We start from the raw sequence: 26,086 nt of genomic DNA on the forward strand, positions 1-26,086 counted from the left end.
CAGCTCAGCCGATCGATGTGCGTTCCGTGATCGCTCGCCGCACCTCCTCGATCAGCTGCGTCGACCGGCGCAGCACGTCGTCGGCGGTGAACCGCAGCACCAGCCAGCCCTCGGCCCGCAACGCGTTGTAGCGACGGACGTCCCGCCGAAACACCGACCGTTCCCGATGATGGTCTCCCTCGTACTCGATGGCGATCCGCCATGGCGGATAGGCAAAGTCGACTCGTGCGACGAAGTAGCGCTGTGCGGTCCTGATCTCGAACTGCGGTACGGGGCGCGGCAGCCCTGCGTCGTGCAACAGCAGTCGCAGCCGGCTTTCCATCGGCGAGGCGCACGACGCGTCGGCGAGCCCGCCGATCTCGCGCAGTTGGCTTATCCCGGGCCAGCCCGGATGCTCATCGACATAGTGGATCAACTGGTCCACTCGGAGGAGCCGACGATGCAGGAAGGCGTCGACAGCAGCGAGTGCATCGGCGCGCGGCAGCAGCCGGCCAAGGTCGAACGCGGTTCGCACCTCACTCGTCACCGGCATCTCGAACAGGCGCGTGGCGTCCCGCGCGGCAAGCGTGAAGTACGTCGCGGACACCCACGGGTGCTTCCGGATCCGCCGTCCGCGTGGCACGACGACGTGCACCGGACTGCGACGAGGCAGCAGATCGACGCCCCACAGGTAGGCGGCGCTGGGGCCGCCGATCGCACCGGAATCGGGGAGATTGAGCGCCACCGCCGCGCACCACATCCGGTGATCGTCGATGTCGAAGGCACCCGCGTACACGTACACGTCGGGCAGCAGCCGGCGCCACGTCGAACCATCCAACATGCGCCTGGTCAGCAACCCGGTGGCCACGGCACGCCTGCCGGAGAACGGCCCGACAGTCAGCTCTCGTGGCACCACAGCGGCAGGCATCGCACCACGATGCGGGTGGATCGGGCCGCGCGCTGCCCCGACGGGCAGTCCGGTCGCTCTTCCGACACGGAATCCGAGATGGACGACATCGCCGAGCTGTACACCAGCCACCTCGGTAGCCCCGTTGTACGTGGCTGACGTACAGCTCAGCGAGGACAGGGCAGACGTCAGCGCCGAGCAGTCACCGCGTCGTAGATGGCGAGGTGCTGCTTCATGACCACGTCGGGGTGGAAGGTGCTCTCATAGCGGGTGCGGGCGACGCCGGCCAAGGCGGTAGCGCCGTCGCGGGCGACCGGCAGGGCGGCGGCCAGCGCGGCCGCCTCCGGCGGCACCACCCAGCCGGCCGGACCACTGGCCCCGCCGGCACCGGCGGAGTCGGCGGCATCGGCGCCGATCAGGTACGGAATGCCGCCGAGCGCGGTACCGAGCACCGGCCGGCCGCTGGCCAGCGCTTCGATCACCACGGTCGGCAGGACGTCGTGCCAGGTGGAGACGGCCAACACCACGGCGGTGGCGCGCAGCGCGTCGCGTACCGCTGATCTGTCCAGCGGGCCGAGGAAGTCGATGTCGGCGCGGTCGGCGGCGGCCGACTCGACGAAGGGCCGCAGTTCGCCGTCGCCGCCGATCCGCAGCGTGCCGAGCGCCCCGTCGGGGTGCCGCCGCCAAGCGTCGAGCAGCAGGCCGATGCCTTTTTCCGGGGTGAGCCGGCCGAGGAACAGGAAGCCGTCGCCGAGCGGGGCGGGCGGTCCGGGGTCCGGGATCGCGTTCGGCTTGACCGTGATCCGCTCGTCGGGAATGCCGTACTCGCGCAGGTGCGCGGCGACGGCGGAGGTGAGCGCGATGAACCGGTCGACCGAACGCCAGGTGGGTCGGTGCAGGGCCAGAGTGGCGGCCATCACCGCGCTCTGCGCCCGGGAGCCCCGGTAGCAGCGGTGCAGCACGCCCGGCAGGCCGATCGCCCGCCCCCGGCAGTCGGTGCAGATCCGGCCGTCGCGAAAGTACAGGCCCGACGAACAGACCTGCCGGTAGTTGTGCACGGTGTGCACCACCGGCACCTGGTGACGGTGGGCGGTGCGGATCGCCCAGGGCGAGATCAACGGGTACGGGTTGTGCAGGTGCAGCACATCGGGTCGGTGCTCGCGGAGCAGGCGGTCCAGGTCGCGCTCGGCGGCCGGGGCATAGCCGGGCGAGATCGGCAGCAGCGCCTTGCCGGCCGCCGACATCGCCGGGATGTCGTCGGAGCTGCGCAGGAACGGGACGACGTCGACTCCGGCGGCGGCGAGTTGGGCGATCTCGCTGTCGACGATGACGTTCTCGCCGGACGGCTGGGCCTGCCGGTAACGGTTGTGCGCCACGACGACTCTCACCGGTCAACCCTCCTGCTCGACGTCGTCAGACGCTACCGTCTGAGGGTGCCCGAGTTGCCGGAGGTCCAGGCGCTCGCGGCCTACCTGCGGGAGCGCGCGGTGGGTCGCCGGGTGCAGCGTGTCGAGGTGTGCGCGATCAACGCGCTCAAGACCTACGATCCGCCGCCGTCGGCGCTGGCCGGCCGTACGGTGACCGATGCCGGCCGGCACGGCAAGTTCCTCGACGTCGAGTTCGGTGACGGCAACGAGGTGCACGGCGTCGACGGCGGCGGCGACGATGGCGAGGTGCACGGCGAACCCGTGCGTCTGGTGGTGCACCTGGCGCGGGCCGGTTGGCTGCACTACCGGGAACGTTTCCCGTCGGCGGCGCCGTTGAAGCCGGGCAAGGGGCCGATAGCGCTGCGGGTACGGCTCGACGACGGTTCCGGCTTCGACCTGACCGAGGCCGGTACGCAGAAGAAGTTGGCCGCCTATCTGGTGACCGATCCGGGTGCCGTGCCGGGGGTGGCCCGGCTGGGTCCGGACGCGCTCACCGCCGATCTGGCGACCTTCAGCGAGCGGTTGCGTGGTCGCCGGGGTCAGGTCAAAGGGGTGTTGACCGATCAGGAGGTGCTGGCCGGGATCGGCAACGCGTACTCGGACGAGATCCTGCACACGGCGCGGTTGTCGCCGTTCGCCCTCACCCACCGGCTGAGCGACGAGCAGCTGGGCGTCCTGCACGCGGCGACCGGCCAGGTGTTGTCGGACGCGGTGCGGCGGTCGGTCGGGCAACGGGCGGCGGAGTTGAAGGGTGAGAAGCGTTCCGGACTCCGGGTGCACGCCCGGACCGGCCTCCCTTGCCCGGTTTGCGGCGATCAAGTGAGAGAAGTCTCTTTTGCAGATTCGAGCCTGCAGTACTGCCCCATCTGCCAGACCGGCGGCAAGCCACTCGCTGACCGACGGTTGTCCCGTCTTGTGCGTTAGGTGACCAATTACGCCCGCAAACGACGAACGCCCCGCGCCACGACGATCTGCACCACAACGGAGTCTTCCTTGGTGACAATCCATCGGTATAGTGGCCCGGTCCCAATGCTTCAACACCACCGGATTCGCCGGTCCCCGCCGTCGCGGCGGGGGGCGTAAAGTCATTCGGGTCACCGTGCGTGCACGGTCATCGTGAAAGACTGAGCTGGTGGGCGAGCCAAGCCTTCACGGAGAGTGGGCGGCACGTGTCACGCGGGAGGACGTGGGTGAGGTGACGACAAGCCTCCAGCGCCCGGTAACCAACACCAGCCGGAGCAACAGGGTGCGCCACGTCGACAGCTTCGAGATCCAACCACCCGTACCGGTGCCGCCGACCAACGGCGTACCCCGGTCCGCTTGGGCACGGGCCCGCCGCCGCGCGTCGCGCTGGCACCGCCCGTACACGGCGATCCTGCTCGGCCTGGACTTCGCCGCCGCCGTGCTGGCCAGCTTCGTGTCGATTTCGCTGTTCGAGAAGGCGACCTCCGGGTTCTCCGACGCGGACGTCGACGCCACCTGGTTCCACACCGTCACCTACCTGCTGCTGCCGCTCGGTTGGATCGTGGTCCTCTGGGCCACCGGCGCGTATGACCGCCGCTACCTCGGGTTGGGAACGGACGAGTTCAAGCGGGTCCTGCGGGGGGCGGTGACCGTCGCGGCGAGCGTTTCCTTTCTCGCCTTCGCCACCAAGACCGACCTTTCTCGACTTTCCGTCGCCACCGCACTACTCGGCGCGCTGGTGTTCATTCTGTTGTTCCGCTTCCTGGCCCGTTACGCCCTGCACGTCCTGCGCCGCCGGATCGGTCACGCGGCGCACCGGATGGTGCTGATCGGCACCCTGCCCGAAGCGCTGGAGGTCTTCACCGCGGTCACCCGCAGCCCGGCGGCCGGGCTGATCCCGGTCGCCATCCACCTCACCGACGGCTACGCGGCGGCCCGGGGGATCGAGACCCCGGTGCCCGTGTACGCCGGCCGCAACGTGCTCGCTCTGGTCCGGGAGGTGGGTGCGGACACCATCGCGGTCTGCGGATCGGCCAGCTCCGAGCCGGGAGAGCTGCGTCGGCTGGCCTGGCAACTCGAAGGCAGCGGGGTCGACCTGGTGGTCGCTCCGCAGCTCACCGACATCGCCGGCCCCCGGGTACACATCCGCCCGATCGAGGGCCTGCCGCTGCTGCACGTCGAGGAACCGACCTTGTCCGGGCTCGGCTGGCTGGCCAAGAACCTGCTCGACCGGGTGGCCGCCGGTCTGGGGCTGCTGGTGCTGGCACCGTTGTTCCTGGCCGTCGCGATCGCCATCCGGGCCTCCGATCGCGGTCCGGTGTTCTTCCGGCAGTCCCGGGTCGGGCACGAGGGCAAGGTCTTCCGGGTCTGGAAGTTCCGCACCATGTACGTCGACGCCGAGGATCGACTCGCCTCCCTGGTCGATCAGAACGAGACCGACGGCATGCTGTTCAAGATCCGCAACGATCCACGGGTCTTCCCGGTCGGCCGCTTCCTACGGGCCAGCTCGATCGACGAACTACCGCAGTTGATCAACGTGCTCAAGGGCGAGATGTCGCTGGTCGGTCCCCGGCCGCTGCCCGCCGACGACGGCGACTTCCTCGGCGACGTCCGGCGGCGGCTGCTGGTCCGGCCGGGCATGACCGGCCTGTGGCAGGTCTCCGGACGCTCCGACCTCTCCTGGGACGAGGCAGTCCGGCTGGACCTCTACTACGTCGACAACTGGTCGCTCACGTACGACCTGGGCATCCTCTGGCGCACCATCGGCGTCGTCCTGGCCCGCAAGGGCGCCTACTGACCGTCCTGGCCCGCAAGGGCGCCTACTGACCGTCCTGGCCCGCAAGGGCGCCTACTGACCGTCCTGGCCCGCAAGGGCGCCCACTGAGCCCTCGCCCGGCAACGGGCGCGGATCCCCGCCGGGCGCTTGGCAGCGCGCCCGGCAGGCGACAAGATCTGTCCGTGGCGGCAAACGTATCCGCGTCGCTCGCGGTCCTGGCCCTGGTGACGGCCCTGGCCGCAGCCGTCTACGCGGTGGTCCGGCTCCGGGCCCGTCGGGGCATCGCCACCGCCACGCAGCGCGCGACCTACCAGGTTCTGCACACCGCCGGCCTGGCCGCCGAGCCACTGCGCAACGGCCTCGACTCCGCCACGGCGGCGAAAGCCGTACGGCAGCTTCGGGCCCTGGTCGGCGCGCCGGGCGCGGCGTTGGCCACCGCCAGCACCGTGCTCGCCTTCGACGGCCGGGGCAGCCACCACGCCGCGCAGCTGACCGCCGCCTCGGCGCGAGCCATCGAGGCCGGCCGGTCGCTGGTGCTCGGCGGTCGCGACCTCGCGTGCGACCGGCCCGACTGCCCGATCCGGGGCGCCGTCGTCGCCCCGCTGACCGGACCGGACGGCACCTCGGCGGTGGTGCTGGTCGCCGTCGTCGACGACGATCCCGCACCCGGCCTGGTGCAGGCGACGCTGGAGACCGCCCGCTGGGCCGCCAGCCAGCTGGCGCTCGCCGAGCTGGACTCGTCGCGGGAACGGCTCGCCCGCGCCGAGGTACGGGCGCTACGTGCCCAGATCAGCCCACATTTCATCTACAACGCGCTGACCGCAATCGCCTCGTTCGTCCGTACCGATCCGGAACGGGCCCGGAATCTGATCCTTGAGTTCGCCGAGTTCACCCGGTACTCCTTCCGGGCGCACGGCGAGTTCACCACACTGGCCGAGGAGCTGCGCTCCATCGATCGCTATCTGACCATCGAACGGGCCCGGTTCGGCGAACGCCTTCAGGTACGGCTGCAGATCGCCCCCGAGGTGCTTCCCGTCAACCTGCCGTTCCTCTGCCTGCAGCCACTGGTCGAGAACGCGGTGCGGCACGGCCTGTCGCGCAAGCCGGGACTGGGTACGGTGAGCATCCAGGCCCGGGACGCGGGCACCGAATGCCACATCACGGTCGAAGACGACGGAGTAGGCATGGATCCCGCCGTACTGTCGGACCGATCCACCGGCGGCGCGGCGACCGGCGGCGCGGACGGTGGCGGCACGGCGACTGGTGGCGGCACGGACGGTGGCGGGCCGGACCGTCGACCCAGTGGCGATCCACTCGACGACGCCGGCCAGCACGTCGGTCTGTCGAACGTCGACGAGCGGCTTCGGTCGGTCTTCGGGGATCAGTTCGGGCTGGTGGTCGAGACGGCGGTGGGAGCGGGTACGAAGGTGAGCATGCGGGTGCCGAAGTTCCACCCCGACGTCCGCACCGGGACGGCCGGGCGCTGGGAGGTGATCCCGTGACACCTTTCCTGCGGGTACTCGCCGTCGACGACGAGCCACCGGCGCTCGACGAATTGGCGTACCTGCTGCGCGCCGACCCCCGGGTGGCGCGGCTGCACACCGCGTCCGACGCCACCGAAGCGCTGCGGGTGTTGCGGGACACCGACGTCGACGCGGTCTTCCTCGACATCCGGATGCCCGGCCTCAACGGGATGGAACTGGCCCGGATCCTGCGCCGGTTCGCCCGTCCACCGGCGATCGTCTTCGTCACCGCCTACGACGACGCGGCGGTGGACGCGTTCGACCTGGGCGTCACCGACTACGTCCGCAAGCCGGTCCGGGCCGAGCGACTCGCCGAATCGGTCCGGCGGGTGCTCACCGCACGGGTCGTGCCGGCGCAGCCGGCCGCGCTGGCCCGTGCCGAGGAGGATCCGGCGATTCCGGTCGAGCTGGCCGGCACCACCCGGATGCTGCCCCGGTCCGCCGTACGGTGGGTGGAGGCGCAGGGCGACTACGCCCGACTGCACACGGCCGAAGGGTCCCATCTGGTCCGGGTGCCGCTCGCCACCCTCGGGGACCGCTGGGCCGACGCCGGGTTCGTCCGCATCCACCGGTCTTTCCTCGTCCAACTACGGCTAATCACCGAACTACGATTGGCCAATTCTGGCTACGTGGTGGTGATCGACGGCACCGAGCTTCCGGTCTCCCGCCGGCATACCCGCGAGTTGAAGGACAAGCTGGTTCGAGCCGCCAAGCACGACTGGAGCAAGTGACCGGAAGCCGGGCCGGCGTGTGGACGACGGCGGGGCGGCTCGGATCAGGCCGCCCGGCGGCGCAGGGTGGCCACCGCCGAACCGGCGAGCGTGAGGAGACACTCCGGCAACTGTCCGTCGGCGAGCGCCGCGCCGAACAGCGCCTCGCCGGTCGAGACGTCCGAATTCGCGTAGGCGCTGAGGAACCGGGCCACCCAGCGGGCGTCGTAGCGGGCTTCGTCGATCCCAGGGAAGTCCAGGGTCCAGGAGCCGACCGGGACGTCCTCCCCGACCATCGTCGCGGCGAGGCGCCAGGCGACGTCGTACGCGCCGGCCACCCCGCTCCGGTCGACCACCGCGTCGAAGGTGCCCACCACGGCCTCGCTGTCCCCGGCGAGAGCGGAGCGCAGCACCTGCGCAGCGTCGTCGAACGCCTCGTCGGCACCATCGCGTCGGTCGGTCATGAGCGGAAGGGTATGCGCCAGGGTCAAGAAGCGACCAGGGAACGCGCCGCCCGGCGCCGCACCCGCTCGGTGAGAACTGGCCGCCGACGTGGCGTTTCCGCCAACCGCCGCCTCCGCTGCCGTCCGACGCCTCCACCAGGCCACGCTGTCGCGTTTACGCGGGTAAGGCGCTATGGTGCCCTGCGGACCTTCGGCCGATGGAGGACGTCCCCATGCTCGTGTCACGCGGCTCCCGCACCGCCGCTCTGGCCGTCTGCGCGACTCTGCTGGTCACCGCCAGCGGCTGTGGCGAGTCGTCAGCCGAGGGCGACGACGACGCCCCGCCCGCCTCCGTCCGGTTGTATGGCACCGACGGCAACATGAGCAACTCGTTCGGCGCCGAGTTCGCCGATCAGGTCGGCCTGCTCGCCGGGATGAAGGGCACCAGCCCGCTCACGCCGCTCTCCGACGACTTCATCGGACGGCTGCGGGCCGTCGACTCGCAACTGACCGGTTTCCTCTACGCCGGGGAAGCGTACGACGCCGTGGTGATCACCGCCCTGGCCGCGCAGCTGGCCGGTAACACCGACCCGGCGGACATCGCCGCCCAGATCAACGGGGTCACCACCGGCGGTGAACCCTGTGACGTCGTCGCGCGCTGCCTCGAACTCGCCCGCGACGGTACGGACATCGAGTATCGCGGCATCTCGCTCAAGCGCGGCGGTTTCACCGACGCCGGGGAACCCTCCACCGCGAGCTACGCCACGTTGCACTTCGGTGAGAACGGTCAGATCAACGACGGCAAGACCGAGTTCGTGGGAGCCGGCGACGAGTCGACAACGACCACGGCCGCGCCGCCGCCGGCCAAGGCGCAGAACGGTTCCGGCCGGGGCAGTGGTGCTCCGCTCAAGCTCGGCGGACTGTTACCCCGTACCGGTGATCTGTCGCTGGCCTATCCGCCGCTGGCCGCCGGTGCCGCGCTCGGCGTCGAGGAGGTCAACGCCGCCGGTGGTGTGCTCGGCGACTCGGTGGAGTGGTTCGACGGCGACGACGGCACCAATCCGGACGTCGCCCGCGCGACGGTCGCCCGGCACGTCGACGAAGGCGTACACGTCATCATCGGCGCCGGCGCCTCCGGCATCTCCCGGGCGGTGTTGCCGGACGTCGTAGCCGCCGGCCTGATCCTCTTCTCCCCGTCCAACACCGACGCCGGGCTCAGCAGCGTCGCCGACGAAGGTCTGTACTTCCGGACCGCGCCGTCGGACCTGCTGCAGGGCCGGGCGCTGGCCGACGTCATCCTGCGGGACGGCCCGCAACGCGTCGCCGTGGTGGCACGCAAGGACTCGTACGGCGAAGGGCTCCAGGAGAACGTCCGGGCCGAGTTGGCCCGGGCCGGGATCGGGCCGGAGCGGATCAAGCTGCTCACCTACGAACTACCGGAGGGCGCGGACGCCCCGCCGATCGACTTCGACAGCGGCGCCGAGGAGGTCAAGGAGTTCGGCGCCGACGCGATCCTCGTCATCGGGTTCGGCGAGTCGGCCGAGGTGATCAAGGCACTGGCCGCGGTGGGGTTGCCGATAGCCGGATAGGCCGGTCCGGGTGGCACTTTCTCGGGATCACGTGGCGGTCGCCGGCTGCGTACGGTTGCCCCAGTCACCAGTGAGAACGATCTCGAAAGAGGAACCGCGATGAGCGAGTACGTCGACCCGACCCTCAGCGACGACACCATCGAGGCGGAGCAGGGTCTCGGCGGCCACGACGACCCGGGGTACGGCGACCCGGGCCACACCGACGCCGGCTACGAGCCGTACGGCGGCGACGCGTACACGGTGGTCCAGCACAACATCGACGGCTCCACCGACGTGGTGATCGACTCCGACGGTGACGGGTACGCCGACACGGTGCTGCACGACCAGGACAGCGACGGGATCGCCGAGGTCGCATACCACGACGTCAACGGCGACGGCCGGCTGGACAGCATGCTGCGGGACTTCGACGGAGATGGTCTGGTGGACCAGGTCAGCGTGGACACCAACGGTGACGGCATGATCGACGTCACCTCGTCGGACACCAACGGTGACGGTCTGATCGACCACGTGGTGGAGGACACCAACTTCGACGGCCAGGCGGACACCTGGACCCAGGACACCAACTTCGACGGTCGGGCCGACCAGGTCCAGGTCGACCTGACCGGTGACGGGGTGGCGGACCAGATCCTGCGGGACATCGACCAGGACGGGATCGCCGACCAGGTCACCTACGTCAACCCCGAGGTCAACCCGTACGCCGCGCGCTGAGTGGGCTCGGGTCGCGGCGAATCGGCCGGCACCCTACTGTCACATCCGGGAAGTCGCGACGTGAGCTATGGAGGAACAGCGATGAGCGAGACCCAGGAGACGGTCGAGACCCGTGGGGAAGACCGGGTCGACCTGCTCAAGGCGGACACCAACAACGACGGTCAGACCGACGTCTGGGTGGTGGACACCGACGGCGACGGCAAGGCCGACATGTACCAGTTCGACACGGATGGCGATGGCAAAGTGGACATCACCATGGTCGACCTCGACGAGGACGGCACCCCGGACGAGGTGGTGGACGGAGACGGCGGGCACCCGCCGACGAGCTGATCCGTCCCGAGCCGATCCGTCTTGGGCGCGGACAGACTAAGGGGGCGGGAATCTCCGGACGTACCGCAGATTCCCGCCCCCGGCTAGCCGATGTCAGCCCATCTGGAGAGAGGCTTGTCAATCACCCTGACGCTGCTGGGGAATCTGCCCCTGCAGCAGGGCACGAACTTCCGACTCCCGGTAACGGCGGTGCCCACCCAACGTCCGGATGGCGCTGAGCTTGCCGGCTTTCGCCCACCGGGTGACGGTTTTCGGGTCGACTCGGAACATCGACGCCACCTCGGCCGGCGTGAGCAGCGGCTCTGGTTCGTGCGTACGCGATGCCATCAGTCACTCCTCCACAGTGCTATAGACATCGGCCGGGGTCCCGCCGGCCGACGCGTCTCCCATGGTCCGGCTAGTCCCCGATGTCCGACATGGGCCGAACGGCCGAACGTCCTTGGATGGACGGATGAGCAATGACCGATTTTTGTATATTTTTTACACCAGAACATATCTTAATCGGACTCTTGATCACCAGTCGTGAAGGCCTGATTACGAATAAACCTCGGAAACGACGGTTCGGTGCCACTAAGATATGCGTGATTTGGGATGGTATCGACCGATCGTGACTACCGAAGGTCACTAGTTGCAGCGTTCGAGCAACTGCACGGCCCGCCAGCGGGCCACCAGCTTCTCGTACGCCTCGCTGGCCTCATCGGCGTCGCCCCGGGACAATGCCGCGAGCCCCGCCGCGACCAACCCGGGTGAGTCGTCCGACTCCAGCGCCTCGTCCGGCAACAGCTGCACCAACCCGCCGTAGTCGAGCTCGACGACCGAACGCGGATGGAACTCCTCCAACCACCGGGCGCTCTCCTCGACCGCCTCGGTGATCGGGGCGTCACCCACCGACTTGCGCAGCACCGACAGCCCTCGGGAAGCCCGTCGCCGCGCCTTGGAGATCTCGGTCCGGTAGCGCAGCGCGCGACGCGGCCGGGCGGTCACCAGTTCGCGCTCGGTGAGATCGACGAAGACGAACCACCGCAGCGGCACTCCCCACGTCGCCGCCTGTTCATGCACCCTCGGCACGCCCTGCTCCAACACCCGCGCTCCGCTGCGCCAGTCGTCGACCACCGCCCTGGCCTGCCCGGCCAGGATCGGCGGCACGAAGGCGTCGGCCAGCACGGACGGGACGCCGTCCCGGGCGCTCAACGCCGCCTCCGCGACCCGCACCCGAAGGTTCCACGGACAGATCAGCAAGGAGTCGTCGGACTCCAGCACGTACGCCTCGTCCGGCAGGTCGGGCAGCCGCGTCCAGCCCGCCCCGAGCGCCTCGATGACCACGGTGCGCTGCCGGCCCGGACCGTCGAGCGGGCCGACTGCCCGACCGTCACGGACATAGCGACGCCAGTACGCCTGCCGCTCGCGGTCGAAGGCGGTCAGCGGCTCGTAGACCCGCAGGTACGCGGCAAAGAGGGACGGCACGGCGCGATCCTCCCACGAAACCGCTCGGCGTCGCCCCTGGCGGGCACAACCGGTATGTGAGCGCAAGCCGGTACGCGAGCGCAAACCGGTACGTCGGCGAGGTCGCCCACGTCGCGGTCGATACTAGGCTCGATCGCACCGGCTCACCGGCCGGCGCCACGGACCGCACCTCACGAGGGTGCCACCGACCCCAGGAGTAGACATGGGCGTCTTCGCCACCACCGCCGACCCGGCGGCGACCGGGCACGAACAGGTCGTCTTCTGCCAGGACCGACCCACCGGGCTGAGGGCCATCATCGCCATCTATTCGACCGCGCTCGGACCGGCCCTCGGCGGGACCCGGTTCCATCCGTACGCCAGCGAGGCCGACGCCCTCCGCGACGTGCTCGAGCTGTCCCGGGGAATGGCGTACAAGAACGCCATGGCCGGCCTCGACCTCGGCGGCGGCAAGGCGGTGATCTGGGGCGACCCGGAACAGCTCAAGACCGAACCCCTGCTGCGCGCGTACGGGCGCTTCGTCGAATCGCTGGGCGGTCGCTACTACACCGCCTGCGACGTCGGCACCTACGTACCGGACATGGACGTCGTCGCCCGGGAGACCCGCTTCGCCACCGGGCGCAGCCGCGAGTCCGGCGGCGCCGGCGACTCGTCGATCCTCACTGCCTGGGGCGTCTTCCAAGGCATGCGGGCGGCGGCGCAACACCGCTGGGGTACGCCGAGCCTGGCCGGCCGTCGGGTCGGCATCGCCGGGCTCGGCAAGGTCGGCAAGCACCTGACCGGCCATCTGATCGACGAAGGCGCCTCGGTGGTGGCCACCGACGTCGACGAGCAGGCCCTAGCCTGGGCCAAGGCCAGTTACCCACAGGTGGATCTGATCGCCGACGTGGAGGCCCTGATCCGCAGCGACATCGAGATCTACGCCCCGTGCGCGCTCGGCGGCGGGTTGGACGACCACACCGTCGAGGTGTTGCGGGCGGCGATCGTCGCGGGCGCCGCCAACAACCAGCTCGCGCATCCCGGCATCGACAAGTCGCTGGCTGAGCGGGGCATCCTCTACGCGCCCGACTACGTCGTCAACGCCGGAGGCGTGATCCAGGTCGCCGACGAGGTGATCGGCGGCCGGACGCCGTCAGCGAGCGGCCGGTACGGGTTCGACTTCGACCGGGCCAAGGCCCGGGCCACCCGGATCTTCGACACCACCCTGCAGATCTTGCGCGGCGCCCAAGACGAGGGAGTGCCACCGGCGGTGGTGGCCGACCGACTGGCCGAACGGCGGATGGCCGAAGTCGGCCGATTGCGGACGATCCATCTGCGTTGAACGGGTCACGGCGGGTCACGGGCGGCGGGGACGAGAGCTCCTTACCCCGCCGTCAGCCGGGGGTTGACGAATATTCGATGACGCGCGGGGACGACCCGATGCAACCCGAGGTGCCGAACCCGGGTCTGCCCATGTACCGTAAGAGCCACGAGAGATGCCTGACGTCATCGGGGCCCGCCTTCGGGCTGCCCCGAATTCTGTGCGAGGGGGTCGAGCCATGGGGCGCGGCCGTGCTAAGGCCAAGCAGACAAAGGTGGCCAGGGAGCTGAAGTATCACTCCCCGAACACCGACCTCGCCGCCTTGCAGCGAGAGCTCGCCGGCAGCGGCAAGTCGGACCGTGAATTCGACGACGAGTACGACCCGTACCTCGCCGACGATGACGAGGACGACGAGGACGGCCGGGGTAGTTGGACACCCGCCTCGTCCCGCTGAGGGTCCGGCTGGAGCAGAGCACGCGGTAGGTCCGCGTGCTGATTCATGTCGACGGAAGACTCCGGCCCAAGCAAGCGAGTGTGCGTCGGAACAGTCACCATCCGGTGGTGCGCGGCCTTGACGATCTGGGCGCGCACCACCGGACAGTTCCCACGTTCGGGTCACCGCCGACCTTCCGGACCCGGACGCCTCAGCGCGGCTGAACCGGACCCGGACGCCTCAGCGCGGCTGAACCGGACCCGGACGCCTCAGCGCGGCTGAACCGGACCCGGACGCCTCAGCGCGGCTGAACCGGACCCGGACGCCTCAGCGCGGCCGGTTGTTCCAGTTGTAGAAGGTCGGGATGTTTTCGAAGTGGTTCCAGGCACAGACCGCAGACCCGTCGGCGGTATCGGTCGCCTCGGCACGTCGGCGTCTGGCCTGATCCGCCTCGGCGAGCAGCCGGACGAGTCCGTGCCGGGCCTCGTGCACCCGCTCCGTCACCAGGTCGACCCCGTCGACCCCGCTGCTGGCCGGGTCATGGTCACCGGGCTCGGCGTCGCTGATGACCGCAGGGTGCACCGACGGCCCGGACGGTCCAGCGGCCGCGACGACTCCAGCGGCCGCGACGACCCCGGTGGGCGGTACGGCGGTCAGCTGCCCGGTGCCGGGCGACCGGCCGGGTCCGAGCGGTGGCGCGGCAGCGCCGACGTCGGCGCGGTCACTCCGGGGACGACTGCTGGTCTCTGGCATGGGCCAACACTCCCTCCAGTAGGTGGATCTTGCTGTTACGGCAGTGATTGGTCTCCGTACCGTCAAAACGCCCGTGTTCGAAGTAACGGTTGGCAGCATGTCCACCTCCGCAAAAACGGAAATACGCACAACTGGTACGACATGCCTCGACGCCGGCAACGAACTCCTGCACCCAGGCGGCGCGTTGCGCCGTCCCCAGGATTTTCGCCAAGCTGTCCGTTAGCACGTTTCCGCTGCTGAAGTCCCCGTACCTGGGGTCGGAAAAGCCGGCCAGCTCGGGTGAGAGCAGCACCACCGCGCCGTCGTAGCCGATCGTGGGGATCGGGTCGAGCTGGCGGGGCAGCACTTGGTCGGCGTGACCGTCCAAGACGGCGGCGGCATACCGCAACGACCACTCCACCTCGCGCAGGTGAATGTGGGGCGACCGCCGCCAGGCACCGACCAGTTCCGCCCAGAACCCGGAGACCGCCTGCGGGGACCAGGCGTTGGACCGGGTGTTCAGCCCTTCCGTCTCCTCGATGTTGATACCGAGGACGTCGCAGCCCAGGCCGAGAAAGTATTCGTACAGCTCGGTAGCCAGGCCCGGCGTCGGGTCGCTGACCACGCAGAGCGCCGAGAAGTCGATTCCGTGCCGGCGCAGCGTCTCGACCCCCCGGACGATCTGGTCGTACGCGGGACGCCCGCTGCGACCACGGCGCTCGTCGTTGCGGGCCCGTGGGCCGTCCACGCTGATGCTCACCCGGATCTGGCGGTCGACGAAGAACTCGCACCAGGCGTCGTCGATCAGGGTGGCGTTGGTCTGCACGTGGTGCTCGACGTCCGGGCTGAACGGCGCCAGCAGACCGGCCAGGTGCTCCCGGCCGGCGGCGAGCGGCTCACCGCCGTGCCAGACCACCGAGAACCGCTGCCGCGCCGCCCATCCGTTGACCGACTCCGCCACGGCGGCGGCGACAGACACCGGCATCCGTCGGTTCGCCGCCCGCAACGGGAGATAGCAATAAGTACAGTCGAGATTACATAGAGTTGTCGGCTGCATCACCACATAGCTGGGAACGCTGGCCAGACCGCGCATTCCGGCCGGGACCGGTCGTGCACCACCACCTGACCCGAGCGGCCGGCTTCCGTCCCTGATCATCGACCCTCCTACCGCCTGTCCGGTGTCGTTTCAGGCTAGGCGGTAGAGGCACCGGATCGAGCCGTCGTCGACCGGCACCCGGACATCCCGGGCGGCGGACCTCAGCCATCGACCACGCCACCGCGACCGGGGCGGATCGACGCTTCAGCCGCGGGTGTGGTGACCGACCATCTGCACCTTGCCGGTGCCCTCGATGATGTCGCCGACCTGCCAGGCCTCGATGCCCCGGCCGGTCAGGCAGGCCAGCGCCCGGTCGGCGTCCTGCGCCGACACGATCGCGAACATGCCGACACCCATGTTGAACGTCGACTCCATCTCGTTGTCCTCGATGCGGCCCTTGGCCTGCACCAGATCGAAGATCGGCTGCGGACGCCAGGTGGCCCGGTTGACCAGCGCGTCCACGTGCTCGGGCAGAATCCGCACCAGATTGCCGGGAATGCCACCACCGGTCACGTGGGCGATCGCCCGCACCTCGCACTCCTCGATCAGCTTGAGGCAGTCGCGTGCGTAGATCTTGGTGGGGGTCAACAGTTCCTCGCCGAGGGTCCGTTGTCCGCCGAAGTCGTCCACGACGGTGTCCAGCCGCATCCGGCCAGCACCCAGCAGGACGTGTCGCACCAGTGAGTATCCGTTCGAATGCAGACCGGACGAGCGCATCGCGATCACCACGTCGCCGACCTCGACCCGGTCCCGGCCGAGGATGTCGCTCTCCTCCACGACGCCGACCCCGGTGGCCGACACGTCGTACTCGTCCGGACGCAGCACACCCGGATGCTCGGCGGTCTCCCCACCGAGCAGCGCGCAGCCGGCGTACCGGCAACCGTCGGAGATGCCCGCACCGATCTCCGCGACCTTGTCCGGGACCACCTCGCCGCAGGCGATGTAGTCGAGCAGGAACAGCGGTTCAGCGCCGCAGGCGACCAGATCGTCGACCACCATCGCGACCAGGTCGATGCCGACGGTGTCGTGAATGTCCATCTGCTGCGCGATGACCAACTTCGTGCCCACCCCGTCGGTGGACGAGGCGAGGATGGGGTGCTTGTACCGCTGCACGTCGAGCCGGAACAGACCGGCGAACCCCCCGATGTCGCCCATCACTTCCGGGCGGGTGGTCTTGCGCACCTTCGACTTGAGCAGCTCGACCGCCCGCTCGCCGGCATGGATCGAGACCCCCGCGTCGGCGTAGGTCACCGTGCGTTTGCGCCCGGACCGGCCGGACCCGGCGGTCCACGGCTGACGGTTGGCCGATTTGGCCCCGGATCCGTCGGCTGTCGGGCCGGTCTCCGCGTTGCCGCGCTCAGTCACGTGCGTCACGGTTCTCCCCTTTGTGCTTCTCGCGGCTACGACCGCGTCGGGTAGCTGTCGAGGATCACTCGACTCGGGCTGCCGACCGGAACAGCTGGGCGGTCCGGTCGGTGCTACGGGCGGTGCAGGGCGTCGACGCCGCCGGGACTGACAGCGAACGGTGGAACGCCCGGGCCGGTCCGGTCGACCCCGGCCTGGTGGTCCTGCTCTGCGGTGCCCCCCTGCTGGCCGACCCCGCCTACGACTCGGCGGTCCACACCTTCGAGCACGTGCTTACCGATCAGGTTGCCAGCTGGCAACTCGATTGGGTACTCCCCATCGAAACATGCCCGACACAATCGTGTCTTCGGCTGCTCGGTTGCTGCTATCAAGCCGGCAAGCGACACGTAACCCAGGGTATCCGCACCGATCGAACGACGGATACCCTCCGTGTCGAGACCGTTGGCCAACAGTTCGGCCCGGGTGGCGAAGTCGATGCCGTAGAAACACGGCCAGCTGACCGGCGGTGACGAGATCCGTACGTGCACCTCCAGCGCGCCGGCTTCCCGCAGCATCCGGACGATCGCCCGCTGGGTGTTGCCGCGCACGATCGAGTCGTCGACCACGACCAGCCGCTTGCCACGCACATTCTCCCGCAGCGGGTTGAGTTTGAGCCGGATGCCCAGCTGCCGCAGGGTCTGCGAGGGCTGGATGAAGGTCCGCCCGACGTACCCGTTCTTGAGCAGACCGGCGCCGTAGGTGATGCCGGACTCCTCCGCGTATCCGATCGCCGCCGGGGTCCCCGACTCCGGCACCGGTATCACCAGGTCGGCCTCGACGGGGTGCTCCAGCGCCAACGTGCGGCCGATCCGTACCCGGGCCGAGTGCACGTTGCGCCCGGCGATCGAGGTGTCCGGGCGAGCGATGTAGACGTACTCGAACAAGCAGCCCTTCGGGTCCGGTGGGGCGAACCGGGCCGACCGCAGGCCATGCTCGTCGATGGCGATCAACTCGCCCGGCTCGACCTCACGAACCACCGACGCGCCGACGATGTCCAGCGCCGCAGTCTCGCTCGCCACCACCCAGCCACGCTCCAGCCGGCCCATCACCAGAGGCCGGACACCGTGCGGATCACGGGCCGCGTACAGGGTGGTCTCGTCCATGAACACGAAGCTGAACGCGCCACGCAGGGTCGGCAGGACCTCCAGGGCGGCCGCTTCGACCGACAGATCCGGCCGGCTGGCCAGCAGGGTGGTGACCAGCGCGGTGTCGGAGGTCGAGCCGTCGGCCGACATGCCGCGCTCGGCCGCCTCGCGGGCGAGTTCGGCGGTGTTGACCAGATTTCCGTTGTGCGCCAGAGCGATGGTCGTCCCCGCGCTGGTGGCACGGATGGTCGGTTGAGCGTTCTCCCAGGTCGATCCGCCGGTGGTGGAGTACCGGGCGTGCCCGATGGCCAGATGTCCACGCAGGCTGGCCAGGGTCGGTTCGTCGAAGACCTGCGCCACCAGACCGAGGTCCTTGTAGACGACCACCCCGGAACCGTCGCTCACCGCGATCCCGGCGGCCTCCTGGCCCCGGTGCTGCAGTGCGTAGAGACCGAAATAGCTGAGCTTGGCGACCTCCTCGCCGGGGGCCCAGACACCGAACACGCCGCACGCGTCCTGCGGACCGGGTCGTTGGGGATCAAGGTCGTGACTCAACCGGCCGTCGCCTCGAGGCACCTGCCGCTCCTCAATTACTGGTCTGAACTGACGCCTGACCTGCCGCCTCAGCCCGAGCTGTCACCGCACTACCGTCGCCGAACAGTGTACGCGAGGTTCCAGTTGGCCCAGAGTGCTCCTTTTGGGGTGACCCACCCCCAGGTCGCCGAACTCGTCGGGCTCTTGCGGTCACTCGCCCCGGCCCGCTCGGCACCGTCCCATCGGCGGAGTTGCCGTCGCCCCGGCACCTCAAACCTCTTCACCGTGATAGATCGGCAAATAGTCAGAGATGTCGGATCGTGCGCCGCTGACTGCTATCCGTCCGTTCTGTACGGCAGTCGACCACTCGAGCCGCCCGGTTGCCACCAGCACCCAGGTGATCGGATCGGTCTCCACCACGTTCGACGGGGTGCCTCTGGTGTGTCGCGGACCGGCTACGCATTGAATTGCACCGTAAGGTGGGACCCGTACCTCCACCGATCGGCCTGGCGCGCGATCGGCCAGACCCGCCAGCAGCAGCCGGACGGCGTCCCGCAACTCGGCACGCGGCGGCGGCACACCAGCGGTCAGCGCGTCGCAGACCGTGACCAGCGCAGCGGACTTACTGTGCGGAGAGGACACGTCGGGACGATACGACCTCCCCCAGCCCTAGTTCCTGCCGGCCCTGGGTCGCGCTGATCCGTCTCGGCAAGGCATAGTTGCCGACGGTGTACTCGTCACGGGTGGCCCCTGCCCGACGCCCGGCGCGGGGGGAAGGATCGAACCGGAAGGCGGTGGACGTGACAACACACCCACGAGCCTGGCTCACGCGGGCCGGTGTTGTCGCGGCACTGGCAGCCGTGACACTCGTCGCCCTACCCGGCGCCCCCGCCCTGGCCGCTGCGCCCCAGGTGGACATCCGCGCCCTCTCCAACGGCACCCTGAGCCCCGGTGAGCGGGCCACCCTGGAGTTCGAGGTCCGCAACAACAACAGCTCCGACGACGAGAACCCGCAGACGTCGTTCAACATCCGGGTCACCACCAACATCGGCGAACTACGCTGCGAAGGCTCCTGCGACTTCACCGACACCATCGACCTCGGGCAGAGTAAGCGGTTCACCGTTCAGCTCGTCGCCGGCGAGATCGGCACCAACCAGACCCGTAACGGCCGGGTCGAGATCCTCGCGCAGGTCGGCGACGAGAGCGGCACCGCCCGGCGCGACGTCACCGTACGCGGGCCGCAGGAAGCGCCCCGGGTGAAGGAGGTGGCCGGCAAGGTCACCGACGTCTCCACCGGCGAGCCGATCGAAGGCGCCACCGTCGCGATGAGCGACTCGCAGAACAACACCTACGACACCACCACCAACGCGAACGGCAACTACCGTTTCACGTCCTCCGCCGAGCGGCCGATCGCCCCCGGGGACATCCGGATCGCCGCGCTCGCCGACGGATACGACCAGAGCGAACCGAAACGGATCACCGCCTCGGCTGGCCAGTCGGTCACCGTGGACCGGATAACGCTCAAGTCGAACGTGCAACCGACCCCCTCGCCGACTCCCGAGGCCACCCCGGAAGCGTCCGCAGAGGCCACGCCGACCGCCGCCGTGGAGAGCATCCCGCCGGTCGACACGCAGAACCTCGCCAACGAAGACAGCACGGGTGGCGGCATGGGCTCCTGGCTTCTGATCATCATGGGCGGCCTGCTGGTCGCGCTCGGGGTCGGCGCGATCGTGCTGCTACTGGTCCGCCGCAAGGACAACGATCTCGCCGACGAGGCGGAGCCGGCGGACGACGGTCCCGGTGGAGGCGGCCGGGCCTCGGCACCGGCCAGTCGGGGCATCTACCACGGCGCGCCGGACGACGCGACCCGGGTGGCCATGCCACCGATGCCCGATGGTCCGGTGTCGGACGCGACGATGGTCACCCGACCGTCCCTGGCAGACGCGCCGACCATGCTGCACAATATGGCGCCGATCAGAGACGAGTTCCCCGACCCGTACGGGGCACCGCCACCCGGTCCGAATCCACCGGCTGGTCCCACGCCCGGGTTCGGCTCCGAGCAACGTTCCGGTTGGGGCGGCCCGCCGACCCAACCTGTGTACGGCGCCAGCGCGGCTGGTGCCGCCGGTGCGACCAGCGTCTACGGCGCGCCGTCGTCCGGCGGACCGTACGGCTCACCGCCGCCGTCGTCCGGCGGACCGTACGGCAACGCACCCTCCTCCGGCGCGGCCGGTGCGTACGGAAGCACCCCGCAGGCCAGCCCGTCCAGTGGCACCTACGGCAACACCCCGTCGTCCGGCGGACCGTACAGCTCACCACCCTCCTCCGGCGGACCGTACGGCTCACCACCCTCCTCCGGCGGACCGTACAGCTCACCACCCTCCTCCGGCGGACCGTACGGCTCACCACCCTCCTCCGGCGGACCGTACGGCTCACCACCCTCCTCCGGCGGACCGTACGGCTCACCACCCTCCTCCGGCGGACCGTACGGCTCACCACCGTCGTCCGGCGGACCGTACGGCAACGCACCCTCCTCCGGCGGCGGATACGGCAGTGCCTCCATGCCGGGCCAGTACGGCGCTCCCGCCGGACGGCCACCGGTCGACGACGGATACGCCGCCGAGGGATATCGGGCCCGTGGCGGCTACGGTGGCGACCCCGGCACAGGTGGCTATTCCGCCGGTGGGTACGGCAACGAGCCGGCCGGCGGGTACGGCAACGACCGCTACGACGAGCCGACCGGACGATACGATCCGAACGCCAGCTACGGACGCGCCGCTTCGCCGTACGACTCCGCGCCGTACGGCAGCCAGGAGCCCGGCCGGGACGACGTCCCGCCGCCGCCTCGGGGGCCGGAGCCACCGCGTGCCGGCTACCGGGGAGACCAGCCACAGTCGCCGTATGGCGGTGCCGGGGACGGCTACGGTGCCCCGGCGGGCAGTTACGGCGGTGACGGTTACGGCGATCCCCAGCGGTCCGGTGGCGGTGGTTACCAGTCGGCTGGTTACGGCGGCGACCGAGGCGGCGACCGAGGCGGCGACCGAGGCGGCGACCGAGGCGGCGACTACGGTGGCCAGCAGTACGGCGGGCCCGGCTACGGCAGCGCTCCCGACGCTGGCGGCAACCCGTACGGTCCGCCGGCCGGGACCGGCTACGACCAGGCCGGGACCGGCTACGACCGGCGCGACGCCGGTTATCCACCGCCGGCCGGTTACGACGATCGCCGTGTCCCGGACCAGCGCGGTGGTTACGAGCAGCAGCAGACCTACGGTCAGCCGTATGGTCAGCCGCCGCCCTACGACGACCCGCCACCAGCCGATCAGTCCCGGCACGGTGCCGGCGCGCCGCCGGCCGGCCGCGCCGAACGCCGTTCGCTCGACTGGTTGGATGACTAGCAACCGGCTGCGCCACACGAGTTCTGCACAGCCCAACCAGCACTGCCCACCGACCTGCCCGGTTCCACGGCTGCGCCGCACCGGACTCCATGATCGGATGCGCTCCATCTGCTCCGCACCCGGCGTGTCGCGCAGATGGAGCGCGTCCGATCATCAACCGCGAACTGACATCGCCGAAGGCCCCTTGCACCACAAGCAGGGATCACCTAGCCGGCAGGGATCACCAACCGGCAGGCGAGGATCACGGCTGTTCGCTGGTCAGTCCTTCCCGGCTGGCCGGCCGGCGGCCGACTCACCCCGGATTGGTAGCAGCCGGATCGGAGCCGGCCGGATCGGAAGCAGACGAGTCGCTGGCGTCGGGTTCCTCGGCCACCACCACCGTCGACGGACGGTCGACGGGCTGTGCGGGATCCGCAGCGGCTCGCGGCCCGTCAGGCACCGAACTTTGTGTGACGTCGACGTTCTCGTCGTCGGAAACCGACGCGTCCGGGTCGACATCGATGGTCGCCGGACCTCCGGTGGCATCGATCGGCGTGTCCACGGCGGTCGCCTCGGCCGAGACCGCGCCGATGGCATCCGGGTCCTCGGGAGCCGCCGGTACGTTGACCGGACCTACCCCGCTGAACAGCGCCGGCAAGGTGCCGGTGTACGCCGCCCGCAGCTCGTCCAGCCCGACGGTGAACTGGTCGCGGATCTCCAGCAGCCGGGCTCCGGGATCGGTGACCCCGATCATCGTCCACGGCAGGCCGTGTTCGACGCAGAGCGCGGTGAACGCCTTTTCCCGCCCGCGCGGCACGGCCACCATCGCCCGGCCGGCGGACTCGCTGAACAGGAAGACGAACGGCATGGAGCCGTCGGTGAACCCGTCGGGCAGCGCGATCCGGGCACCGATCCCCCGCCGTAGGCAGGCCTCGACCAGCGTCTGCGCCAAGCCGCCGTCGGACAGGTCGTGCGCCGAGCTGATGTGGCCGACCCGGGCGGCTTCGGCGAGCACCGTCGCCAGCGTCTGTTCGCGGGCCAGGTCGACGGTGGGCGGCGTACCGCCGAGGTGCTGGTGGGTGACCCACGCCCACTCGGACCCGGAAAGCTCGACCCGGGTCTCACCGAGCAGCATGATCAGGTCGCCGTCGGCGTGGGAGGGCGGCAGAAAGCCCATCGGCACCCGTTGGGTGACGTCGTCGAGTACGCCGAGCACCCCGACGACCGGGGTGGGGTGGATCGCCGCCGCCCCGGTCTGGTTGTAGAAGCTGACGTTGCCGCCGGTCACCGGGATGCCCAATTCGGCACAGCCGTCGGCCAGCCCTCGGACCGCTTCGGCGAACTGCCACATCACGCTCGGGTCCTCGGGCGAGCCGAAGTTGAGGCAGTTGGTCACCGCGACCGGCCGGGCTCCGCTGACGGCGACGTTGCGGTAGGACTCGGCGAGCGCCAGCTTGGCGCCGTGGTAGGGGTCGAGCCGGGCGTACCGGCCGTTGCCGTCGACCGACAGCGCGACCCCGAGCCCGGTCCGTTCGTCGATCCGGATGACACCGGCGTCCTCGGGCTGGGCGAGCACCGTGTTGCCGAGCACGTACCGGTCGTACTGTTCGGTGACCCAGGTCCGGTCGCACAGGTTCGGCGACGAGATCATGCGCAGCAGGGTTTCCCGCAGCTCGTCGGGCGTACCGGGCCGGGGCAGGGTCTCGGCCCGGTCGGCCTGCAGCAGGATCAGGTCCGCCGGCTCGCGCATCGGCCGGGCGTAGACCGGCCCGTCGTCGGCCAGCGACCCCGGCGGTACGTCGACCACGACGTGATCGTGCCAGCTGATCACCAGCCGGCCCGGTCGCCCGTCCGGCTCGGCCGGGGTGACCTCGCCGATCGCGGTGGCGAGTACGCCCCACTTGGCGGCGGTGCCGAGTACGGCGTCGAGCTTGGCCGGTTCGACGATCAGCAGCATCCGTTCCTGGGACTCGCTGGCCAGGATCTCGTGCGGGTCCATGGACGGTTCGCGCAGCGGGACGCGTTCCAGCCAGACCCGCATGCCGGTGCCGGCGGCGGCGGCGGTTTCGGTCAACGCGCAGGTCAGGCCGGCTCCGCCGAGGTCCTGGATGCCGACGACCAGACCGGCGTCGTAGAGCTCCAGGCACGACTCGATCAGCAGCTTCTCCATGAACGGGTCGCCGACCTGCACCGAGGGGCGGCGCTGCTGGCTGGCGTCGTCGAAGGTGGCGCTGGCTAGCACCGACACCCCGCCGATGCCGTCGCGGCCGGTCTTGGCACCCATCAGCACCACGATGTTGCCGGCGCCGGCGGCAGCCTTGTTCTGCAGCCGGTGCACCGGCAGTACGCCGAGGCAGAGCGCGTTGACCAGCGGGTTGCCCTGGTAGCAGGGGTCGAAGACGACCTCGCCGCCGATGTTGGGCAGGCCGAGGCAGTTGCCGTAGCCGCCGACCCCGGCGACGACGCCGGGCAGCACCCGGGCGGTGTCGGGGTGGTCGGCGGCGCCGAAGCGCAGCGGGTCCATCACGGCGACCGGTCGGGCGCCCATGGCCAGGATGTCCCGGACGATGCCGCCGACGCCGGTGGCCGCGCCCTGATAGGGCTCGACGAAGCTGGGGTGGTTGTGCGACTCGACCTTGAAGGTGACCGCGAGGTCGTCGGAGACCCGGATCACGCCGGCGTTCTCGCCGATGCCGGCGAGCATCAGCTCGCTCGGCGGGGCCTTCTCACTGAACTGCCGCAGGTGCACCTTGCTCGACTTGTATGAGCAGTGCTCGCTCCACATGATCGAGTACATGGCGAGCTCGGACTGGGTGGGCCGGCGACCGAGGATCTGCCGGATCCGCTCGTACTCGTCGTCGCGTAGCCCGAGGTCCGGGTAGGGCTGGAGTTCGTCGGGCGTGTCGGTGGCCCGCTCGACGGTGTCCGGGCTGCCCACGTACTGGTCGATCGGCAGCGCCGGGCCGCCGCTGGCCGTGGCCGGTCCGACTGCACCGGTCGGACCACCGGCACCGGTCGACGTCGTGTCGGACTGGATGGTCATGCCGGCACTCCCGCGAGGTGCTTGAGGATGGAGGTGAAGAACCCGAGCCCGTCGCGGGATGGGCCGGTCAGGTCCTCGACGGCGTGTTCCGGGTGGGGCATCAGCCCGACGACGTTGCCGGCCTTGTTGGTGACGCCGGCGATGTCGCGCAGCGACCCGTTGGGGTTTCCGCCGACGTACCGGGCCACCACGCGGCCGGTCGCCTCCAGCTCGTCGAGGGTCCGATCGTCGGCGACGTAGCACCCTTCGCCGCTCTTGAGCGGGATGAGCACTTCCTGCCGGGGCGAGAAGGCGTTGGTGAACGCGGTGCCGGCGGTCTCGATCCGGATCATCTGATCCCGGTTGCGGAAGTGCAGATGCTGGTTGCGCGTGAGCGCCCCCGGTAGCAGATGGGCCTCGCACAGGATCTGAAAACCGTTGCAGATGCCCAGTACCGGCATTCCGCCGTGCGCGGCGGCGACGATCGACTGCATCACCGGAGCGAACCGGGCGATCGCCCCACACCGCAGATAGTCGCCGTACGAGAAGCCGCCCGGCAGCACGACCGCCTCGACGCCGCGCAGATCGGCGTCGTCGTGCCAGAGCCGCACGGCGTCACCACCGGCCAGCCGTACGGCCCGCGCGGCGTCACCGTCGTCGAGCGACCCAGGGAAGGTCACCACACCGATCCGGGCGGTCATGACGGCTCGTCCGCTCCTTCGGTCCGCTCGCCCAGGTGCACCGAGTAGTCCTCGATCACCGGGTTGGCCAGCAACTTGTCCGCGATCTCACGAGCCCGGTCGAGATCGGGTTCGCCAGCGAACTCGATCTCGATCCGCCGGCCGATCCGTACCGACGAAACGTCACCGACCCCGAGTCGAGGCAGCGCGTTGGCGACCGCCTGACCCTGTGGATCGAGGATTTCCGGCTTGAGCATGACGTCGACGACGACGCGAGCCACGTGGCACTCCTGACCGTGTACGCGTTGGGGTGCCGGCCACGAACGGGCCGCGCAATGGTCAGCCTACCTGGTGACGCCGGGTCCGCCGCAGCTGCCGTCCACGAGGCGAACCGGTGATCGGGCCACGAATCAGCCACGATCGGATAACGGGCCGACGGGGACGACGGCGACGACGCGCCGTACCGACCAGGAGGACATCACCGCATCGTATGACCTCGATTTGATCCTTGTAGATGCCCCCGCCGACGCCTACCGTCAATCGTCAAACGGCTGATGGCAGCCATCGGACGTTCGCTGTAACACTCCGCCGACCGGACACCCGTCCGGA

Annotated in this window: 23 protein-coding genes; 10 read left to right on the forward strand and 13 right to left on the reverse strand. The window is 69.9% G+C overall.

Annotation, left to right across the window (positions count from 1 at the left end):
- Nucleotides 1–4: 4 nt before the first annotated feature.
- Nucleotides 5–907, reverse strand: coding sequence for a DUF559 domain-containing protein (locus O7632_RS01625; protein ID WP_278110808.1), 903 nt, complete (start codon nucleotides 905–907; stop codon nucleotides 5–7).
- Nucleotides 908–1,074: 167 nt separating this feature from the next.
- Nucleotides 1,075–2,274, reverse strand: coding sequence for a glycosyltransferase family 4 protein (locus tag O7632_RS01630; RefSeq protein WP_278110810.1), 1,200 nt, complete (start codon nucleotides 2,272–2,274; stop codon nucleotides 1,075–1,077).
- Nucleotides 2,275–2,319: 45 nt separating this feature from the next.
- On the opposite strand from O7632_RS01630, the gene O7632_RS01635 reads away from it, so the two are divergent.
- The 4 genes from O7632_RS01635 (at nucleotide 2,320) to O7632_RS01650 (ending at nucleotide 7,307) form a co-directional block, all read left to right on the forward strand.
- A complete protein-coding gene (locus O7632_RS01635; protein WP_278110811.1) occupies nucleotides 2,320–3,237 on the forward strand; it encodes a DNA-formamidopyrimidine glycosylase family protein in 918 nt (305 codons plus the stop codon).
- A gap of 322 nt (nucleotides 3,238–3,559) precedes the next feature.
- Nucleotides 3,560–5,074, forward strand: a complete 1,515-nt coding sequence (locus O7632_RS01640; RefSeq protein ID WP_278110813.1) for a sugar transferase — start codon at nucleotides 3,560–3,562, stop codon at nucleotides 5,072–5,074.
- A gap of 161 nt (nucleotides 5,075–5,235) precedes the next feature.
- Nucleotides 5,236–6,555 carry a histidine kinase gene (locus O7632_RS01645; RefSeq protein WP_278110814.1) on the forward strand — a complete coding sequence of 440 codons (1,320 nt, stop codon included), beginning with the start codon at nucleotides 5,236–5,238 and terminating at the stop codon, nucleotides 6,553–6,555.
- Entirely contained in the window at nucleotides 6,552–7,307 is a 756-nt protein-coding gene (locus tag O7632_RS01650; RefSeq protein ID WP_278110815.1) for a LytTR family DNA-binding domain-containing protein, read from the forward strand. Before O7632_RS01645 ends, O7632_RS01650 begins: the two co-directional genes overlap by 4 nt.
- A 44-nt stretch (nucleotides 7,308–7,351) precedes the next feature.
- On the opposite strand, the gene O7632_RS01655 is transcribed toward O7632_RS01650, so the two are convergent.
- A complete protein-coding gene (locus O7632_RS01655; protein ID WP_278110816.1) occupies nucleotides 7,352–7,750 on the reverse strand; it encodes a hypothetical protein in 399 nt (132 codons plus the stop codon).
- 212 nt (nucleotides 7,751–7,962) lie between these two features.
- Here O7632_RS01655 and O7632_RS01660 point away from each other — a divergent pair, with 212 nt between their 5' ends.
- From O7632_RS01660 to O7632_RS01670, 3 genes are all read left to right on the forward strand, one after another.
- Complete coding sequence (locus tag O7632_RS01660; protein WP_278110818.1) at nucleotides 7,963–9,318, forward strand: ABC transporter substrate-binding protein; 1,356 nt, start codon at nucleotides 7,963–7,965, stop codon at nucleotides 9,316–9,318.
- A 99-nt stretch (nucleotides 9,319–9,417) separates the two neighbouring features.
- On the forward strand, nucleotides 9,418–10,026 hold the full coding sequence (locus tag O7632_RS01665) for a hypothetical protein (protein WP_278110820.1): 609 nt from the start codon (nucleotides 9,418–9,420) through the stop codon (nucleotides 10,024–10,026).
- Between the two features lie 81 nt (nucleotides 10,027–10,107).
- Nucleotides 10,108–10,356 carry a hypothetical protein gene (locus tag O7632_RS01670; RefSeq protein ID WP_278110822.1) on the forward strand — a complete coding sequence of 83 codons (249 nt, stop codon included), beginning with the start codon at nucleotides 10,108–10,110 and terminating at the stop codon, nucleotides 10,354–10,356.
- A 117-nt stretch (nucleotides 10,357–10,473) separates the two neighbouring features.
- Here O7632_RS01670 and O7632_RS01675 read toward each other — a convergent pair whose 3' ends face one another.
- Entirely contained in the window at nucleotides 10,474–10,683 is a 210-nt protein-coding gene (locus tag O7632_RS01675) for a BldC family transcriptional regulator (RefSeq protein ID WP_007073996.1), read from the reverse strand.
- 297 nt (nucleotides 10,684–10,980) lie between these two features.
- A complete protein-coding gene (locus O7632_RS01680) occupies nucleotides 10,981–11,820 on the reverse strand; it encodes a hypothetical protein (RefSeq protein ID WP_278110824.1) in 840 nt (279 codons plus the stop codon).
- Between the two features lie 202 nt (nucleotides 11,821–12,022).
- Between O7632_RS01680 and O7632_RS01685 the strand changes: the two genes are divergently transcribed.
- The gene (locus tag O7632_RS01685; protein ID WP_278110826.1) at nucleotides 12,023–13,138 is read left to right on the forward strand and encodes a Glu/Leu/Phe/Val dehydrogenase dimerization domain-containing protein; all 1,116 of its coding nucleotides are present in this window, start codon (nucleotides 12,023–12,025) and stop codon (nucleotides 13,136–13,138) included.
- A gap of 217 nt (nucleotides 13,139–13,355) precedes the next feature.
- Nucleotides 13,356–13,571: a DUF3073 domain-containing protein gene (locus O7632_RS01690; protein ID WP_278110829.1), complete on the forward strand. Its 216-nt coding sequence runs from the start codon at nucleotides 13,356–13,358 to the stop codon at nucleotides 13,569–13,571.
- 306 nt (nucleotides 13,572–13,877) lie between these two features.
- On the opposite strand, the gene amcA is transcribed toward O7632_RS01690, so the two are convergent.
- From amcA to O7632_RS01715, 5 genes are all read right to left on the reverse strand, one after another.
- The gene (gene amcA, locus O7632_RS01695; protein ID WP_278119765.1) at nucleotides 13,878–14,057 is read right to left on the reverse strand and encodes a multiple cyclophane-containing RiPP AmcA; all 180 of its coding nucleotides are present in this window, start codon (nucleotides 14,055–14,057) and stop codon (nucleotides 13,878–13,880) included.
- Nucleotides 14,058–14,271: 214 nt separating this feature from the next.
- Nucleotides 14,272–15,375, reverse strand: a complete 1,104-nt coding sequence (gene amcB, locus O7632_RS01700) for a cyclophane-forming radical SAM peptide maturase AmcB (protein ID WP_278119767.1) — start codon at nucleotides 15,373–15,375, stop codon at nucleotides 14,272–14,274.
- Nucleotides 15,376–15,582: 207 nt separating this feature from the next.
- Entirely contained in the window at nucleotides 15,583–16,752 is a 1,170-nt protein-coding gene (purM, locus tag O7632_RS01705) for a phosphoribosylformylglycinamidine cyclo-ligase (protein ID WP_278110831.1), read from the reverse strand.
- A gap of 104 nt (nucleotides 16,753–16,856) precedes the next feature.
- Nucleotides 16,857–18,443 (reverse strand): amidophosphoribosyltransferase, encoded by a 1,587-nt coding sequence (gene purF, locus O7632_RS01710; RefSeq protein ID WP_278110833.1) that lies wholly within the window; start codon nucleotides 18,441–18,443, stop codon nucleotides 16,857–16,859.
- A 228-nt stretch (nucleotides 18,444–18,671) separates the two neighbouring features.
- On the reverse strand, nucleotides 18,672–19,013 hold the full coding sequence (locus O7632_RS01715; RefSeq protein ID WP_278119769.1) for a sterol carrier family protein: 342 nt from the start codon (nucleotides 19,011–19,013) through the stop codon (nucleotides 18,672–18,674).
- A 248-nt stretch (nucleotides 19,014–19,261) separates the two neighbouring features.
- On the opposite strand from O7632_RS01715, the gene O7632_RS01720 reads away from it, so the two are divergent.
- On the forward strand, nucleotides 19,262–21,796 hold the full coding sequence (locus O7632_RS01720; protein WP_278110834.1) for a carboxypeptidase regulatory-like domain-containing protein: 2,535 nt from the start codon (nucleotides 19,262–19,264) through the stop codon (nucleotides 21,794–21,796).
- A 292-nt stretch (nucleotides 21,797–22,088) separates the two neighbouring features.
- Here O7632_RS01720 and purL read toward each other — a convergent pair whose 3' ends face one another.
- The 3 genes from purL to purS are packed head-to-tail and all read right to left on the reverse strand — an operon-like array spanning nucleotide 22,089 to nucleotide 25,758.
- A complete protein-coding gene (gene purL, locus O7632_RS01725; RefSeq protein WP_278110836.1) occupies nucleotides 22,089–24,818 on the reverse strand; it encodes a phosphoribosylformylglycinamidine synthase subunit PurL in 2,730 nt (909 codons plus the stop codon).
- Nucleotides 24,815–25,498: a phosphoribosylformylglycinamidine synthase subunit PurQ gene (gene purQ / locus O7632_RS01730; protein WP_278110838.1), complete on the reverse strand. Its 684-nt coding sequence runs from the start codon at nucleotides 25,496–25,498 to the stop codon at nucleotides 24,815–24,817. The genes purL and purQ overlap by 4 nt, the downstream gene beginning before the upstream one ends.
- The gene (gene purS / locus O7632_RS01735; protein WP_278110840.1) at nucleotides 25,495–25,758 is read right to left on the reverse strand and encodes a phosphoribosylformylglycinamidine synthase subunit PurS; all 264 of its coding nucleotides are present in this window, start codon (nucleotides 25,756–25,758) and stop codon (nucleotides 25,495–25,497) included. The genes purQ and purS overlap by 4 nt, the downstream gene beginning before the upstream one ends.
- Nucleotides 25,759–26,086 lie beyond the last annotated feature (328 nt).

The organism is Solwaraspora sp. WMMD406, from assembly GCF_029626025.1.
Lineage (GTDB): Bacteria > Actinomycetota > Actinomycetes > Mycobacteriales > Micromonosporaceae > Micromonospora_E.